The sequence below is a fragment of the Priestia sp. 10L35 genome (genome assembly GCF_056395685.1).
The window spans coordinates 36,943-53,209 of record NZ_JBFTKA010000006.1 but is presented as its reverse complement, the minus strand read 5'-3'; the positions used below and the strand labels follow the sequence as shown (position 1 = coordinate 53,209).

Annotated in this window: 12 protein-coding genes; 4 read left to right on the top strand and 8 right to left on the bottom strand. The window is 38.4% G+C overall.

Features of this window, described 5'->3' with window-relative positions:
* Positions 1–19 precede the first annotated feature (19 nt).
* Positions 20–1,480 (top strand): catalase KatA, encoded by a 1,461-nt coding sequence (gene katA / locus AC1DEF_RS20575; protein WP_097824948.1) that lies wholly within the window; start codon positions 20–22, stop codon positions 1,478–1,480.
* Positions 1,481–1,805: 325 nt separating this feature from the next.
* On the opposite strand, the gene AC1DEF_RS20570 is transcribed toward katA, so the two are convergent.
* Positions 1,806–4,055, bottom strand: a complete 2,250-nt coding sequence (locus AC1DEF_RS20570; protein WP_477727534.1) for a sensor histidine kinase — start codon at positions 4,053–4,055, stop codon at positions 1,806–1,808.
* Positions 4,033–4,722 (bottom strand): response regulator transcription factor, encoded by a 690-nt coding sequence (locus AC1DEF_RS20565; RefSeq protein WP_025752427.1) that lies wholly within the window; start codon positions 4,720–4,722, stop codon positions 4,033–4,035. Before AC1DEF_RS20565 ends, AC1DEF_RS20570 begins: the two co-directional genes overlap by 23 nt.
* Positions 4,723–4,972: 250 nt before the next feature.
* Between AC1DEF_RS20565 and AC1DEF_RS20560 the strand changes: the two genes are divergently transcribed.
* A complete protein-coding gene (locus tag AC1DEF_RS20560) occupies positions 4,973–6,424 on the top strand; it encodes an alpha-amylase (RefSeq protein WP_014457695.1) in 1,452 nt (483 codons plus the stop codon).
* Between the two features lie 29 nt (positions 6,425–6,453).
* On the opposite strand, the gene AC1DEF_RS20555 is transcribed toward AC1DEF_RS20560, so the two are convergent.
* Complete coding sequence (locus AC1DEF_RS20555) at positions 6,454–7,887, bottom strand: anion permease (protein ID WP_043977584.1); 1,434 nt, start codon at positions 7,885–7,887, stop codon at positions 6,454–6,456.
* A 279-nt stretch (positions 7,888–8,166) separates the two neighbouring features.
* The gene (locus AC1DEF_RS20550; protein WP_043977586.1) at positions 8,167–9,366 is read right to left on the bottom strand and encodes a class I SAM-dependent rRNA methyltransferase; all 1,200 of its coding nucleotides are present in this window, start codon (positions 9,364–9,366) and stop codon (positions 8,167–8,169) included.
* A 523-nt stretch (positions 9,367–9,889) separates the two neighbouring features.
* On the opposite strand from AC1DEF_RS20550, the gene AC1DEF_RS20545 reads away from it, so the two are divergent.
* Entirely contained in the window at positions 9,890–11,788 is a 1,899-nt protein-coding gene (locus tag AC1DEF_RS20545) for a PhoX family protein (RefSeq protein ID WP_097824950.1), read from the top strand.
* A 427-nt stretch (positions 11,789–12,215) separates the two neighbouring features.
* Positions 12,216–13,214 (top strand): tRNA dihydrouridine synthase, encoded by a 999-nt coding sequence (locus AC1DEF_RS20540; RefSeq protein WP_014457691.1) that lies wholly within the window; start codon positions 12,216–12,218, stop codon positions 13,212–13,214.
* 169 nt (positions 13,215–13,383) lie between these two features.
* On the opposite strand, the gene rlmH is transcribed toward AC1DEF_RS20540, so the two are convergent.
* From rlmH to AC1DEF_RS20520, 4 genes are all read right to left on the bottom strand, one after another.
* Positions 13,384–13,863, bottom strand: coding sequence for a 23S rRNA (pseudouridine(1915)-N(3))-methyltransferase RlmH (rlmH, locus tag AC1DEF_RS20535; RefSeq protein WP_043977590.1), 480 nt, complete (start codon positions 13,861–13,863; stop codon positions 13,384–13,386).
* Positions 13,864–13,946: 83 nt separating this feature from the next.
* The gene (locus tag AC1DEF_RS20530; protein WP_013059901.1) at positions 13,947–14,105 is read right to left on the bottom strand and encodes a CxxH/CxxC protein; all 159 of its coding nucleotides are present in this window, start codon (positions 14,103–14,105) and stop codon (positions 13,947–13,949) included.
* A 73-nt stretch (positions 14,106–14,178) separates the two neighbouring features.
* On the bottom strand, positions 14,179–15,411 hold the full coding sequence (locus AC1DEF_RS20525; RefSeq protein WP_097824961.1) for a S1C family serine protease: 1,233 nt from the start codon (positions 15,409–15,411) through the stop codon (positions 14,179–14,181).
* 57 nt (positions 15,412–15,468) lie between these two features.
* Positions 15,469–16,263, bottom strand: coding sequence for an MBL fold metallo-hydrolase (locus AC1DEF_RS20520; protein WP_097824952.1), 795 nt, complete (start codon positions 16,261–16,263; stop codon positions 15,469–15,471).
* Between the last annotated feature and the right edge of the window lie 4 nt (positions 16,264–16,267).

The following is a 16,267-nucleotide window of genomic DNA, read 5'->3' as shown; positions in this document are numbered from 1 at the left end:
AATAAGAGGTGGTTCTAAGATGACAACAAACAAGAATAACCTGACGACTAGTTGGGGAGCTCCGGTTGGAGATAATCAAAATTCAATGACCGCTGGTTCACGCGGACCTACTTTAATTCAAGATGTTCACCTTTTAGAGAAATTAGCCCATTTTAACCGAGAGCGAGTTCCTGAACGCGTCGTACACGCAAAAGGCGCCGGTGCTCACGGCTATTTTGAAGTGACAAATGATGTTTCAGCCTATACAAAAGCAGCTTTCCTTTCTGAAGTAGGAAAACGAACGCCTCTATTTGCTCGTTTTTCAACAGTAGCTGGTGAAAACGGCTCAGCAGATACCGTTCGCGACCCTCGCGGATTTGCTGTTAAATTTTATACAGAAGAAGGAAACTACGACTTAGTCGGAAATAATACACCTGTATTTTTCATCCGAGATGCGATTAAATTCCCTGACTTTATTCATACACAAAAACGCGATCCACGCACACATTTAAAAAACCCGACGGCCGTTTGGGATTTCTGGTCTTTATCTCCTGAATCTTTGCATCAAGTTTCTATTTTAATGTCTGACCGCGGTATCCCCGCAACTTTACGCCATATGCATGGATTTGGCAGCCACACATTTAAATGGGTTAATGCCGAAGGAGATGGCGTTTGGGTAAAATATCACTTCAAAACAGAGCAAGGCGTAAAAAATCTGTCTCCAAACGTAGCTGCAAAGCTAGCTGGTGAAAATCCAGATTATCATACTGAAGATTTATTTAATGCCATTGAAAAAGGCGATTTTCCTTCATGGAAGCTGTACGTTCAGATTATGCCATTAGAAGATGCTGATACGTATCGCTTTGATCCGTTTGACGTAACAAAGGTTTGGTCACAAAAAGACTACCCGTTAATTGAAGTAGGTCGCATGGTCTTGGACCGCAATCCAGAAAATTATTTTGCCGAAGTGGAGCAAGCTACATTCTCACCTGGAACGCTTGTGCCGGGAATTGACGTATCACCTGATAAAATGCTGCAAGGTCGACTATTCGCATACAGCGATGCACATCGCTACCGCGTGGGTGCTAACCATCAAGCGCTACCGATTAACCGTCCGCGCAGCGAAGTAAATAACTATCAGCGTGACGGCCAAATGCGCTTTGACGATAACGGCGGCCGTTCTGTTTATTATGAGCCAAACAGCTTTGGGGGCCCGACAGAATCACAGGAAAACAAACAAGCAGCATACCCTGTTTCAGGCGTTGCCGATAGTGTTGCATATAATCATAACGACCACTACACGCAAGCAGGTGACTTATACCGCCTTCTAAGCAAAGACGAGCGTACACGACTAGTTACAAACATCGTTGAAGCTATGAAACCTGTAGAAAAAGAAGAGATTAAACTGCGTCAAATTCAACACTTCTACAAAGCGGATCCAGAGTATGGAACACGCATTGCAGACGGTTTAGGATTATCTGTTCCGCAGCAAGTAAAATAAATTTATCCGTTTTCTAAATGAAAAAATAAGATTATTTTTCTCATTTTAGATTATCATTTATTCTCAATTAGTTTAACATTTTATCACTAAATAAGTATCCATATTTTATGGATACTTATTTAAATTCTTGTAAAAAGAGGAAGGGATGAAGAAATGATTGGACAAGAAATAAGATGTAATCAGTGTGATAGAGAAATAAAAGTACTAAAACACAGTACGCTTTGCGGTTGCGGAATAAAATTACGAACGCTAAAAAAAGAGAAGCAACCAGCATAATGAGGTTGCTTCTCTTTTTTACTAGATATGCTGTTTATATTCACTGACATTAAAGAGTAATCGTTACTTTAAATAAATCTCCGTCAATTTCAATATTCAGTTCTCCTCCGTGCAAATCAATAATTGACTTAGCAATAGCTAACCCAAGTCCGGAGCCATCGGTTTGTCTTGAAGTGTCCCCTCTTTTAAATCGTTCAAACAGCTCATCTGCCTGCTCATTTAGTTCATATTTACTTACATTTTTAAAGGTTAGTTTCACTTGTTCGTTTATTTCTTGAACAGAAATATAGACACGCGTTTGTTCAAGTGAATATTTCAATATATTCTCTATCAAATTGTCAAATACTCTCCATAATTTTTGACCATCTACAGTAGCAAATATCGGCTTTTCGAGAGATTGAATACGAAATTGCAGAGTTGAATCTTCAATTGCTTCATTATATTCAGCTAAAGCCTGATGAAGAAGCTGGTTAATATCAATTTTGTCTTTATGCAATTCTACATTTCCACTTGCCATTTTTGACACTTCAAATAAATCATCAATAAGTGTCTGTAAACGTTTTGATTTACGGTCAATAATTTCAACGTAAGCATGTTGTTCGTCCGAAGTAAGATCTTGTGACTTTAGCAACGCTGTATATGTCATAATAGAAGTCAATGGTGTTCTTAAATCGTGACTGACGTTGGTAATTAACTCTGTTTTCAAGCGTTCACTTTTAACTTGAACATGCTGAGATGTTTGAATCTGCTGCTGGATATGATTTATGTTTAGCGCTGCTTGAGTCAAAGCTGATTTTCCTTTGATAGGTAACGGCTCTTTCCACTCGGCTGTGGCAATTTGATCAATTGAGATAATAATTTTATTTAAATAATTAACTCGTAGCATAAGCAGTATCAAAGTAACCACTCCTACAACACTGCCTATAGCTAAGTACAGTATGGATACTTGTTCTGCAAACATAGATCCACTAGTCAATAGAGCTGCAACAGCAAACACGGCAAACACTAAAAGCAGCACTACAACCATTATATGCATGCCAATATGTCTGATAATAAAAATAGATTGAAGAAAATAAATTACTTGATAAACACACGTTCTTTTATATTCTTCTTTTATATCATCTATTGTACGTATACGCTGAAACAGTAGAAATACTTGAAGTGCCCATAGAGAAATAGCTATAGATATTGCTATCATATAAAAGAAGAACGTAGCAACATGCTTATATGATTCTAATACAGAAGCAGGATAGCCGTTCAGAACTAGACTTAATGTAAAAAATGAGTATAAAAGAAAAACAATTATACAAATATCTAAAGGTATTTTTTTATAAACCCTCTGTACTGCAGTTTGTCTTGTTATTTCTTTTAAATGTCCAGTTATTGTTTTTTTATAAATAAAGTAACCTATTAACAGAGCTAGTATCCCTGAAAATGCATACACGAGAAATGCTACATTTTGATGATGATAATAGTTATATTCATCAAATAAAGGACTAATGAAGGTTTCTTTTTCAGGAACAGCAATTATACCCGTAAACTTCTGCTTTAAATACCAGGTTGGGATCTCTGAGTCTACCTCACTGCTTAACGATGAATTTTTATATTCATCTGCTTGGAACACAAGCGGTGATTGAGCTGAATAAGTATGTTTATACAATATATTTTTCTTTTTTACTAATTGATTAACATCTTCTTTGCCTGCGTTTTGGATGTTCGTATATATTTTGTTTGTGTTCCTATCTTTTAAATAATACACGATGTCTTTTTTATATTGAGATAATGTTTCTTGTCGATCAAAAGCTTCGTCATATAGTTTCTTCATTTCGAGTTTTTTGTTTTTCGCTATTTCTTCTCGAACGAATTGATCATCTTGAAACTTTTTTTGAATGTTTTTAACTTCTAGATCCTGCTGCTTTATATAGGCATCTTCAACGTTTTTGCTCTTTGCTTGCTTAGCGTCTTCTATTTTTTCTTCATATTTATCGTGCACGTTTTTTATTTGTTCTGTTAATGTTCCTTCCGTATATCGATACGACTCAATCTCTTCTCCTGTTATCTTATTTGCATTAACGGTATTCTTATCTTTTTGTGTCAATTCTAAAAGGTAGAGATCATTTGTAAAACGACTTATTTGCTTTTTGAAGTCTTCTGATTTTACATAGCTGCTTTTTTGTAAATAGTTTGTTTTTAATAGATTATGCACGTTACTAATTGAAGAAATAGTTGCTCCTAAACCAAATAAAAACAAGATAATCCCTATAGCTGAAATGACGCTACTTTTCCATTTTGTATCCAAGTCCCCACACAACCTTTACATACCTCGGATTTTTTGGTTCAATCTCAATTTTTTCTCTTATTTTTCTAATGTGTACCGCTACTGTATTTTCTGCGTTGTAGCCTGGTTCATTCCATACGCGTTCATAAATATCATGTATAGAAAAAACTCTCCCTGCATTTTTCATTAATAACTCTACAATTTTATACTCAATGGGAGTCAGCTTAATGAACACCCCGTCAAGAGTGACGGACTTAGCCTCAATATCAAGTACGAGACCTCGGATATCAATCGTCTTTGTTTCCTCATATGTACCTAATGTTACATATCTTCTTAACTGTGATTTAACTCTAGCTATCAGTTCTAATGGATTAAAAGGTTTTGTCACATAATCATCTGCTCCTACCTGCAGACCGAGCACTTTATCTGCATCTTCGCTTTTAGCGCTCAGCATAATAATCGGGATATTTTTTTGTTCTCGGATTTTAAACGTCGTTGAAATGCCGTCTTGCCTTGGCATCATAATATCAAGAATAATTAAGTGAACTTTTTCTTTATTTAGTATCTCTATGGCTTCGATTCCATCTTTGGCCGTAAAGACTTTAATGCCTTCATTTTTCAAATAAATAGCAATGCCATTACGGATTTCTTGCTCATCGTCTACGACTAAAACCACATATTCGTTCATTGATTTCTCACACTCCTTTCAAAAGTATATCATGGGTCATTTCGTCTATGGATTTTATTGTAAACCGCATTTCTTAAGAAAAAGGAAGGGGAAATCTTAAGATTTTCTTAAGCTTCATATGTTGAAAAAGGTTTAAAGAATAGGGATAACAGGAACGTTAAAAGAAAAAATATAATCAATTCCTCATTTGATTCTAAAGAACTATCCGTGAGCGATTATATCTTTTTATTTAAAAGGAGGATGATTTAACTTGGAACGGAATCATACAATTATGCAATTTTTCGAATGGCATGTGCCAGCTGATGGCGAGCATTGGCAACGCCTTAAAGAGCTCGCTCCTCAACTAAAAGAACAAGGAATTGATTCCGTGTGGATTCCCCCGGTTACAAAAGGTGTTTCATCAGAGGATAATGGCTACGGCGTTTACGACTTATACGATCTTGGCGAATTTGATCAAAAAGGAACCGTTCGTACAAAGTATGGAACCAAGCAAGAGCTGCATGAAGCGATTGATGCCTGTCATAATCATGGAATTAATGTCTATGTGGATATTGTAATGAACCATAAAGCTGCAGCAGATGAAAAAGAAACGTTCCACGTCATTGAAGTGGACCCCATGAACCGAACAGAAGAAATTTCTGAACCTTTTGAAATTGAAGGGTGGACAAAGTTTACATTTGAAGGGCGCGGCGATCAATATTCTTCTTTTAAATGGAACTTTAATCATTTTAACGGCACTGATTACGATGATAAAAATGGAAAAGAAGGCGTTTTTCGTATTGCCGGAGAAAACAAAAGCTGGAACGAAAATGTGGATCAAGAGTTTGGCAACTACGATTATTTAATGTTTGCGAATATTGATTACGATCATCCTGAAGTTCGAGAAGAAATGATCAAATGGGGAAAATGGTTAGCAGACACTCTGCAGTGCGACGGTTATCGATTAGACGCCATTAAACATATTAACCACGATTTTATTAAAGAGTTTGCCCACGAATTGTCCTCTTCTCAAGAAAAGCCCTTTTATTTTGTGGGAGAGTTTTGGAATCCAGAGTTAACAGCCTGTCAGGAATTCCTAGACGTGATTGATTATCAAATCGATTTGTTTGACGTATCGCTGCACTATAAACTGCATGAAGCCTCTCAGCAAGGAAGAGATTTTGATTTAACCACGATTTTTGATGATACATTAGTCAAGACTCACCCTTTGAATGTTGTCACATTTGTAGATAACCATGACTCTCAGCCAAATGAATCTTTAGAATCTTGGGTAGAAGATTGGTTCAAACAGAGTGCTTACGCTCTAATTTTACTTCGTGAAGACGGTTATCCTTGTGTGTTTTACGGAGACTATTTTGGGATAGGCGGAGAGCACCCAATTGAAGGAAAAGAAAAAGATATTTCCGCTCTCTTGCATGTACGCTATGACAAAGCATACGGCCAGCAAGACGATTATTTTGATCACCCGAATACTATTGGATGGGTAAGGCATGGTGTAGAGGAATTTGAGAAGTCTGGATGCGCTGTGGTGATGTCAAACGGTGAAGATGGCGAAAAGAGAATGTTCGTCGGCGAACACCGAAGTGGACAAACGTGGATTGACTTCACAAACAACCGAGAGGACCAAGTTGTGATTGAAGAAGATGGCTACGGACAGTTCCCTGTAAATGGCGGCTCTGTATCCGTTTGGGCTGAAGCATAAAAAAAACAGTGGCCTGCGCCACTGTTTTTTTACCATAGACCTAGCAGTTTCCACCACAAGCCGCCAATTCCAATCCAAATGATAATATGAATAATTGAAATTAAAAAGCCGAGCGACCACCATTTTTGCTGCGTTACATATCCACTACCGAAGAACACCGGTGCCGGTCCACTTCCGTAGTGAGTTAAACAGCCAAATAAATTGCTAAAGAACGCTAAAATTAATGCTGACAGTAACGGAGGCGCACCAGCGGCCACGATGACAGATAAAAATGCTGCGTACATAGCGCTGACGTGAGCCGTGTTACTCGCAAAAAAGTAGTGAGAATAAAAATATGCAATAGCTAATACAATCAACGCCGTCATCCAAGACATATGGCTAACAGTGCCTTTCATCAGATCACTGAACCAAGGAATCATGCCTAGATCATTTAAGAAAGTTGCCATCATAACCAAAACAGCAAACCAGACTAATGTATCCCATGCTCCCTGTTCTTTTTTGATGTCCGACCAGCTTAACACTTGCGTTAAAAGCAGCGCACATAGACCAATAAAAGCAGTTGTTGTTGCATTAATATTTAAATTAGCGCCAAAAATCCACAGCACAAGAAGAAGTAAAAATACGCCAATCATGTACCATTCTTCTTTCTTTAGCGGACCCATTTCATTTAGTTTTTTTGCTGCAATTTCAGATGCTTCCGGCGTTTCTTTTAATTCTGGCGGATACAGCTTATAAATAACGAGCGGAATAACGATTAAACTAATAATTCCAGGTACGATTGCAGCCGCTGCCCAGCCAACCCATGAAATAGTTTTGCCTGTAATTTGTTCCGTCATTTTAACCGCAAGAGGATTGGCCGCCATTGCTGTTACGAACATAGCGGATGTGATCATATCTCCTTGAAACGATACTTTTGTTAAGAAAGCACCGACTCTGCGCTCCGTACCGTCACCAGTTCTCGATCCGTATGTTTCGGATAAAGAACGAATGATTGGAAGAATAATTCCTCCAGCTCGTGCTGTATTAGACGGCATTGCAGGTGATAAAAGTAAGTCACTTACGATAAGAGAATACGATAGTCCCAACGTCTTTTTACCGAACAAACGAACGAAGATATAGGCAACCCTTGTTCCTAGACCAGTCTTAATAAAACCTCTAGAAATAAAGAATGCAATAACGATTAACCAAATCGTCGTATTTTGAAAACCGCTGAGCGATTGTTCAAGTGTTAATGTATTAGTTAATACAATAATGGTTAAAGATAAAATAGCTACACTGCCCAATGGCAATGGTTTAATGATAAGCCCTACGATAGTAGCCACAAAAATAGCGAATAAGTGCCAAGCCTTCAAATCAAGTCCGGACGGAGGTGTAATAAACCATAAAATAAGTCCGATTGCCAGACAAATTAATAAAGGAATAAATTTCACTTCGCCGGCAGGCTTTTTTGTTGTTTCAGCCATAATCTTTCTCCTTTCATGTTTTTAAATAATAGTAATAGTATGCTCTTTCCACTTCGTACTCAATACTTATCCCATTTAAAATAAAATAATTGTAAAAATACGTTTCGTAAGGATGATATTGTAAAATTGTGAAGTGTTGAGCATAATTCCTTTATTATTTTATCATATATATTGACAATATTTATCTCTTACCTTCATTTTATTCCCTTCAAAATAGCTTGTAAGCGTTATTTTTTTAAAAATAAATAAACTGCATGAATTCATCATGCAGCCTTGCATTTAGCGATTTACTTTTTGAATAAACACGACTTTTAAATAATTACCTGACTTAAATTCTTTTATTGTTTTAAAATCAGCTGGAAGAGCGAACTGCTCCATCATTTTGTACTGTTCTCCTTTTTCATTAAAAGCTTTTTCAATAAACGAATGGAATTTTTTCATATCAAAATTGCTTGCGTTCGTAGATGCTACAATGACACCATTTGGCTTTGTAAGAGCAATGGCTTCTTTTAATAAATCTTTGTAGTCTTTTGCCGCGCTGAACGTATGCTTTTTCGACTTGGCAAAGCTCGGCGGATCTAGCACCACAAGATCGAAGGTCATGTTCTTCTTGACCGCATATTTAAAATACTTGAAAACATCTTCTACGATAATGTCCTGTGCTTCGTGATCAATTCCATTTACACTAAATTGCTCAATTGTTTTAGCCAAGCTGCGATTGGCTAAATCGACACTTGTTGTTTTCGCAGCTCCTCCAAGAGCGGCCGCCACTGAAAATGCGCCTGTATACGAAAACATATTTAGCACGGTCTTTCCTTTTGCATATTTATCTCGAATCGTTTTACGGACGTCTCGCTGATCTAAAAAGACTCCCACCATCGCTCCGTCATTTAAGTAAACGGCAAAACGAATACCATTTTCTTTTACAATTAAAGGAAATTCACCTTTATCCCCTGCTACAAAATCATCTTCTTCAATATACTGCCCCTTTACGTTAAAACGTTTTTTCTGGTACAGCCCTTTAAAGTTAGGCGCAGACTTTAAGGCTTCAATGACGTATTCTTTAAATTGATAAATTCCTTCACTATACCAACTCATGACGTAATATCCGTCATAATAATCAATAATCAAGCCGCCGATTCCGTCACCTTCACTATTAAATACGCGAAAAGCAGTTGTGTCTTCAGACGCATAAAAGTCATGACGAGACGAAATAGCTTGCTGAATTTTTCTAGCAAAAAACGCCGCGTCAATTTGCTCATTTTTCTTCTTCGTAAGAATCCATCCGTAGCCTTTGTTTTGTTTTCCATAATAGCCTTTGGCTAAAAATTGATTCTTGGGAGTGACTAAGTTAATAATAACCCCTTCTTCTTGCAGTTTATGACCATCAACAAGCGCATCTTTTTCAATGAGTGGATAACCCTTGTTCACTTTTTTAATAAAAGCTTCTTTGGCTATAACTTGTACTTCTTTTCTCATGTGTACACCCTATCTATTTGATTTATTTCATTCTAGTTCTATCCACTTTACAACAATAATCTACATTTATCTTAACATAGATAAACAGCCCCGTTTCTAGTTATAAATAGAAAAGCAGAGGATGCCTTGAAACACCCTCTGCTTGATATGAATAAAAAATGAAATGTATGTTTTATGTTTTAAGATAAAAAATTATGAGCACTCTTGCCCCGTATAAGCATCGAACTGAGTGACGTTTTTTTCTGCTAAAATACCTTTCAATTTTGCTGTACGAGCCAAAGCGCTTCTTGTCGCCTTTAGCTATGTCTTTATTGTAAGAGCGGCACATGAATGCACTGTGAAGCCCGGCTGAATGCTATCTGAACAAATTCTGAAAGATAGCTGAATAACTTCTAGTTAAACTTGTCATATAAATGTTCAACGTTCTTAACAACAGCTCAACAAATCCAGCGCTTCTCTTTATATTTCCTCAACAATCAAATGATTTAATAAGTGTATGAATACAATTTGGAGGTTATCAACCATGAAAAAACGAGTATCTCTTGGACTATCTCTCACCCTTTTAGCTTCTAGTGCCGCTTCTGCTTTTGCAGCAGAGCATCACCCAGTTCAACATCCAAAACAAATCAAAAGCGTCGAGTTTCAGCCAATGAAAGCACCTACTACGATTGAAAATATGATTAAAACGTATACAGAGGCATCTGTAAAAGTAACGTATAAAGATGGAAGCGTTGAAGAAACGCCGCTTAACTATAACCAGCTCTTTCTTTCAAAAGATAAAATTGTCGATAATACAGGGGAATTAATCGCCGCAGGTACACCGATCGATGCAAACGGGGATCCGATTATTGACCGAAGCGTTCCCGATAAGCCATCACCGTACGTATCAGACGCACCGGATTCAAACAGCTTTATCACCATCAACGGTAAGTCTTATATTATTTCACATTATGAATATGAATCTGTTAATAATGCTGGAAAAGAGATTTCCGGTCTTCCCGCTTCAATGACGCTTACACAAGTTGACCGAGATGATAAAACAGGAAAATTAACGGTCAACCATGCTAAAAAAATTGATTTTTCCAATGTAAATGGTTTGTGGACGCCGTGTAATGGCTCTACAACGGATTGGGGTACTCACCTTGGTTCAGAAGAATATGAGCCCGATGCACGTGCTTTTGAAGATCCTTCATCCAGCTCTTATAAAGACGTCACGAACTTCGCTAAGCTTTATTTCGGCGACACGTCAAAAGCAAATCCTTACTACTACGGCTGGATTCCAGAAATTTCAGTGGATGAAAGCGGCCATGCATCCGTCGTAAAACATTACAGCACAGGCCGTTTTTCACACGAAATGATGCAGGTACTTCCAGATAACAAAACCGCTCTTTTTGGAGACGATGGGTCTAATACCATGATGTTTATGTATGTAGCAGATAAGGAAAAAGACTTCTCAGCAGGAACTCTTTATGCGGCGAAGTTTAAACAAACGAGCACAGAAAATGGAGGTAAAGGCGACCTTCAGTGGATTAAGCTTGGCCATGCAACAGACAATGAAGTGAAAACAATAATCGACAAAGGCACAAAATTTAGTGATATTTTTGAAACAGCTGACCAGCCTAAAAAAGGATTTAAAGCTGTGAAAACCGCTGCAAGTAAAAAAGTTGAATACCTAAAAGTAAAGCCTGGTATGGAAAAAGCAGCTGCCTTTTTAGAATCACGCCGATACGGTGCAATTTTAGGTGCAACATCTGAATTCAACAAGATGGAAGGACTAACGGTTAACAAAAAAGACAAAAAAGCGTATATGGCTATTTCTTACCAAAATAGTGCCATGCTAAAAGAATCTGGCGCTGTACAAGATGATATCCAGCTTCCAAAATTAGAGTCTGGTGTGACCTACCAGCTGAACTTAGGATCGCATCAAAAAGACCAAGCAAACGGCAAGATTAACAGTCGCTACGTTCCTGCAAGCATGGAAGGGCTACTGATTGGACAAGATCTAGAAAAAGCAGATGCATACGGTAATACAGCGGACCCAAATAAAATTGCCAACCCTGACAACCTTACGTATTCAAATGACTTAAATACACTGTTTATCGGAGAAGACAGCTCACTGCATACAAACAACTTCGTATGGGCTTATAATGTAAAAACTAAAAAACTATCACGCATCCTTTCAGTTCCAGTGGGAGCAGAAGCAACAGGACTTCGTGCAGTAGAAAACATTCAAAACTCTCGCTACGTACTAAGCAACTATCAGCACCCGGGCGAGGACATCAGCGACAAAAATATTACCGCTGTTGATAAAGAAGAGCTAGCTAATGCAATGAAAGAAAGCATCGGCATTCAAGAAACTGGTGGTGTCGGATACATTTCTGGACTGCCTTCTAAGGACGGCGCTCCTTACAAAAAGCATTAATACGTAATGAAGCCACGTCTGTTGTGCAGTGACAGACGTGGTTTTTTATATAGTCGAAGTTTTTTATATAGTCGAAGTTATTTATAAAATCGTTTATCGTAATCATAATTATGGTGAATACTTTATAATATCCTTGGAGAAAGTGCCTACACACAAACCAAATGCTTTAGGATATTTATTCGCGGGTATCCGGTACATGCCTTCAAGCTTGCTTTTAATTGCTTACACCCCACTAATACTAGATATAAAAGTTGTTTCAATAAGTATTTCCAGCAAAACAAAACCACTCGTTCCCTTGCACTTTTCGTTCCATACCATTAAAGTATATATTGGTTGAAGTTTATACTGGCATTCAGCCTGATAAAAGAAATTACACTTTTTAATTTTGGGAATACGTTTTCCCTAAAAGAAAGGGTTTAGATATAAGATGAAAGATAATTTTTGGCATGAGTTGCCGCGTCCGTTTTTTATTTTGGCACCGATGGAAGCTGTGACGGATGTCGTTTTTCGCCATGTTGTGACCGAAGCAGCACGACCTGACGTATTTTTTACAGAGTTTACGAATACGGAAAGCTACTGCCATCCGAAAGGAAAAGATAGCGTAAAAGGACGTTTGACGTTTACAGATGATGAACAGCCAATCGTTGCGCACATTTGGGGAGACAAGCCTGAGTACTTCCGTCAAATGAGTATCGGCATGGCTGAAATGGGATTTCGCGGCATTGATATTAATATGGGCTGCCCTGTGCAGAACGTTGCAGGAAATGGAAAAGGTTCTGGTCTGATTCGCCGTCCAGATACTGCGGCTGAGATTATCCAGGCAGCCAAAGCTGGAGGGCTTCCAGTAAGCGTAAAGACTCGTCTTGGCTATACGCAAGTTGACGAGTGGTACGACTGGCTGAAGCACATTTTAGAACAGGATATCGTGAACCTTTCTATTCACCTTCGTACGAAAAAAGAAATGAGCGATGTTGACGCGCACTGGGAGTTAATTCCGGAGATCAAGAAGCTTCGTGACGAAATTGCGCCTCATACGCTACTAACAATTAACGGTGATATTCCTGACCGCCAGAAAGGTCTTGAACTTGCTGAAAAGTATGGCGTTGATGGAATCATGATTGGACGCGGGATTTTCCATAATCCGTTTGCGTTTGAAAAAGAAAAGAAAGAGCACACAAGCGAAGAGCTATTAGAACTTCTTCGCCTGCAGCTAGATCTTCATGATAAGTATTCTGAAGAATTAGAGCCGCGCCCTTTCAAACCGCTTCGACGCTTTTTCAAAATTTACGTTCGCGGATTCCGCGGTGCAAGTGAATTAAGAAATCTACTCATGAGCACGGAAACAACTGACGAAGTGCGTGCGTTGCTTGATGAGTTTAAAGACAGAGCTGGAGTGAAAGAAGACGAAGGTTTTTCTGTTTCTTAAATAAGATCTCGTTTGCTTAAACTCAATTGTTCTAACATTTTATCGGAGAGAAGAACCTCTTGTTCTTTTTTATAGACGTATGCTATTTATCCACATATGATAAAAGCTGAGGCAGAAGGTTTTACATTTCCTTCTGCCTCAGCTTTTAATGAAAAAATATCTACACGATCTATTTATGATAAGGTTCATTTCGAATAATACGAAAAGCTCGGTAAATCTGTTCTACTAATACTAGGCGCATAAGCTGATGAGGAAACGTCATCTTTGAAAAAGAAAGGGCTGCGTTTGAGCGTTTCATTACTTCGCTGCTTAAACCAAGCGACCCGCCAATGACAAACGCTACTTTGCTTTTTCCGTAGGTAGCTAATGAATCAATTTCTTTTGCGAGTTCCTCGGAAGACTTTTGTTTTCCGTTAATAGCTAATGCGATCACATAAGTATCGTCTGAGATTTTCGCTAAGATGCGCTCTCCTTCTTTTTGTTTTACCTGTTCCATTTCAGATTCACTTAAGTTTTCTGGCGCTTTTTCATCTGCAAGCTCAATAATTTCTACTTTTGCATAGCTTGATAAACGCTTTAAATATTCTTGAATGCCTTGTTTTAAGTATTTTTCTTTTAGCTTTCCAATGGTTATAATAGAGATATTCACAGGCTATTCTCCTCTCCTTTATCTCTTATCCACAGATATTATCCACATATCCACATGCTGTATCCACATTTTGTATAAGAATATCAGTTCCCTACTACATATACAGCTTCATTGTCACAATATTCACAGCTTTTTTTGTCAGTGGAATTTTCTATTTTTTCAAAAACCGGCGCTAGCTCAATCTCATCTACCATTACATCCAGCGCTAGTTCTGTATGTTCTAAACAGCAATATATCTTCATGTATTTATCTTCCTTTCTCTATTCTTTTCATTAAAAAACCACAGGAGTTTATCCCCTGTGGATAACTTTTCTTTCACTTCATTTGACGCGTTAATTTTACTTCTGTGGATTTCTTTTTGCCGTCTCGATAGAACGTTACGTTCATTTTATCGCCAATTTCTTTTTCAATGTAGAGGTGTTTGCGAAGTGTCGCAATGTCCCTTACTTTGCTGTGATCTAACTCAACAATCACATCATATTCCTTTAATCCGGCTTTAGCGGCTGGCGAACCTGGCTCAACTTTTAGAACAGCGACTCCGTTTACTACATCATGCGGTAACTTAAGGGTTTCTTTTAAATGATACCCTGATACCTCACTTAATGATAGTGTACTAACTCCAAGATATGGACGTCTGACTTCACCATATCGTTCTAAGTCATTAATAATGGGTCTAGCCATGTTGATTGGAATCGCAAGACCAATGCCTTCTACTGCTTCTTGGGCAATTTTCATGGAATTAATACCGATTAATTCACCATCAATATTAACAAGAGCACCCCCGCTATTACCAGGGTTAATGGCGGCATCTGTTTGAATAACTTCTGATTGCCAATCAGGATTTCCATCGCCATTCAAATCTTGAGGAATGACACGGTTAACCCCTGAGACAACTCCTTGTGTAACGGAGCCAGAAAATTGAAGGCCTAGCGGGTTTCCGATCGCAATCACTGGTTCACCAGCTTTAAGCTTATCAGAATTTCCGAAGGTAGCGACTTTTGTCACGTGGCCTGCGTCAATTTCAAGAACTGCTAAGTCCATTAAATCATCGCTGCCAAGAATTTTAGCCGATACTCTTGTACCGTTACTGAAGCTCACTTCAATTTCGTTAGCGCCTTTAATGACATGATAGTTTGTCACAATATAAGCTTTGTTGCCTTGCTTTTTGTAAATAACACCTGAGCCCGTCCCGGCATCAGTTCGTTCATCATTCCAAAAGCTTTCAGAGTTCTGAATGTTTACAACTCCTACAACTGCTGCATTGACTTCAGAAACAGCTTTTGTGACGGCCGTAGTGACGTCAAGAGAGACTGATTTTTGAATGGTAGACCCTGTTTGTTCATCTCCATTTTCATCATCCATCCATCCGTATGGCAAAATCCCGTTCCTCACCAAGGCTGGCATAAGAAGCAGTACAATAAGTGCACCTATAATAGCTCCAATCAGAGCAGAAGCGAAATATCCTCTGCGGCGTTTAGGCGGCCGACTATTTGGCTCTTGGCCTTCATCATAATGTTCCACACTATCACCGAACCCTTCATTTATCATCGTGAATGTCTGCATTCACGTACTAAATGAAGTTATTTTTCGCTTCCTTTCTAGAGACTATACATAAACAATATCAGTTGGTCTTTTTGGATCTGTATCACATAGGAGAATATTGTCCTCTACACTGATGTCTTTCTGTTGTAACACTTGCGCAACAGACATGCGGGCAATTTCCTTCATGTTATTGTCTTGACTCAAATGCGCTAAGTAAATGCGTTTGGTTTGATCTCCAATCACATCTGCCATTGCAAGAGCCGCGTCTTCATTTGATACATGTCCCACGTCGCTTAGAATTCGTCTTTTAATGCTCCAAGGGTAGCGCCCCATTCTCAGCATTTCAACGTCATGATTGCTTTCAAATACGTACATATCGCTATTTTTAATCGTACCTTTCATGCGGTCACTTACATAGCCGGTATCCGTAATAAGGGTTAATTTTTTAGGTCCTTGATGAAAGACATAAAACATAGGCTCTGCAGCATCATGCGAAACGCCAAAAGACTCCACTTCCAATTGACCAAACGATTTCGTTTGGCCAATTTCAAAGTGAAACTTCTGTTCCGTATCAATGTTGCCGATCAAGCCATCCATTGCGTTCCACGTTTTTTCATTTGCGAAAATAGGGAGCTTATATTTACGTGCCAGAACACCTAGTCCTTTAATATGGTCACTATGTTCATGAGTCACTAAAATTCCTGATAAATCTGGGATATTGCGATTTACTTGTTGAAATAGAGCTTCCATTTGTTTTCCGCTCAGCCCTGCATCAACTAGTAAGGAATGTTCTCCATCACTTACTAAAATCGCATTTCCTGTGCTCCCACTCGCTAGCACGCTGAAATGCAGGCTCATTTAT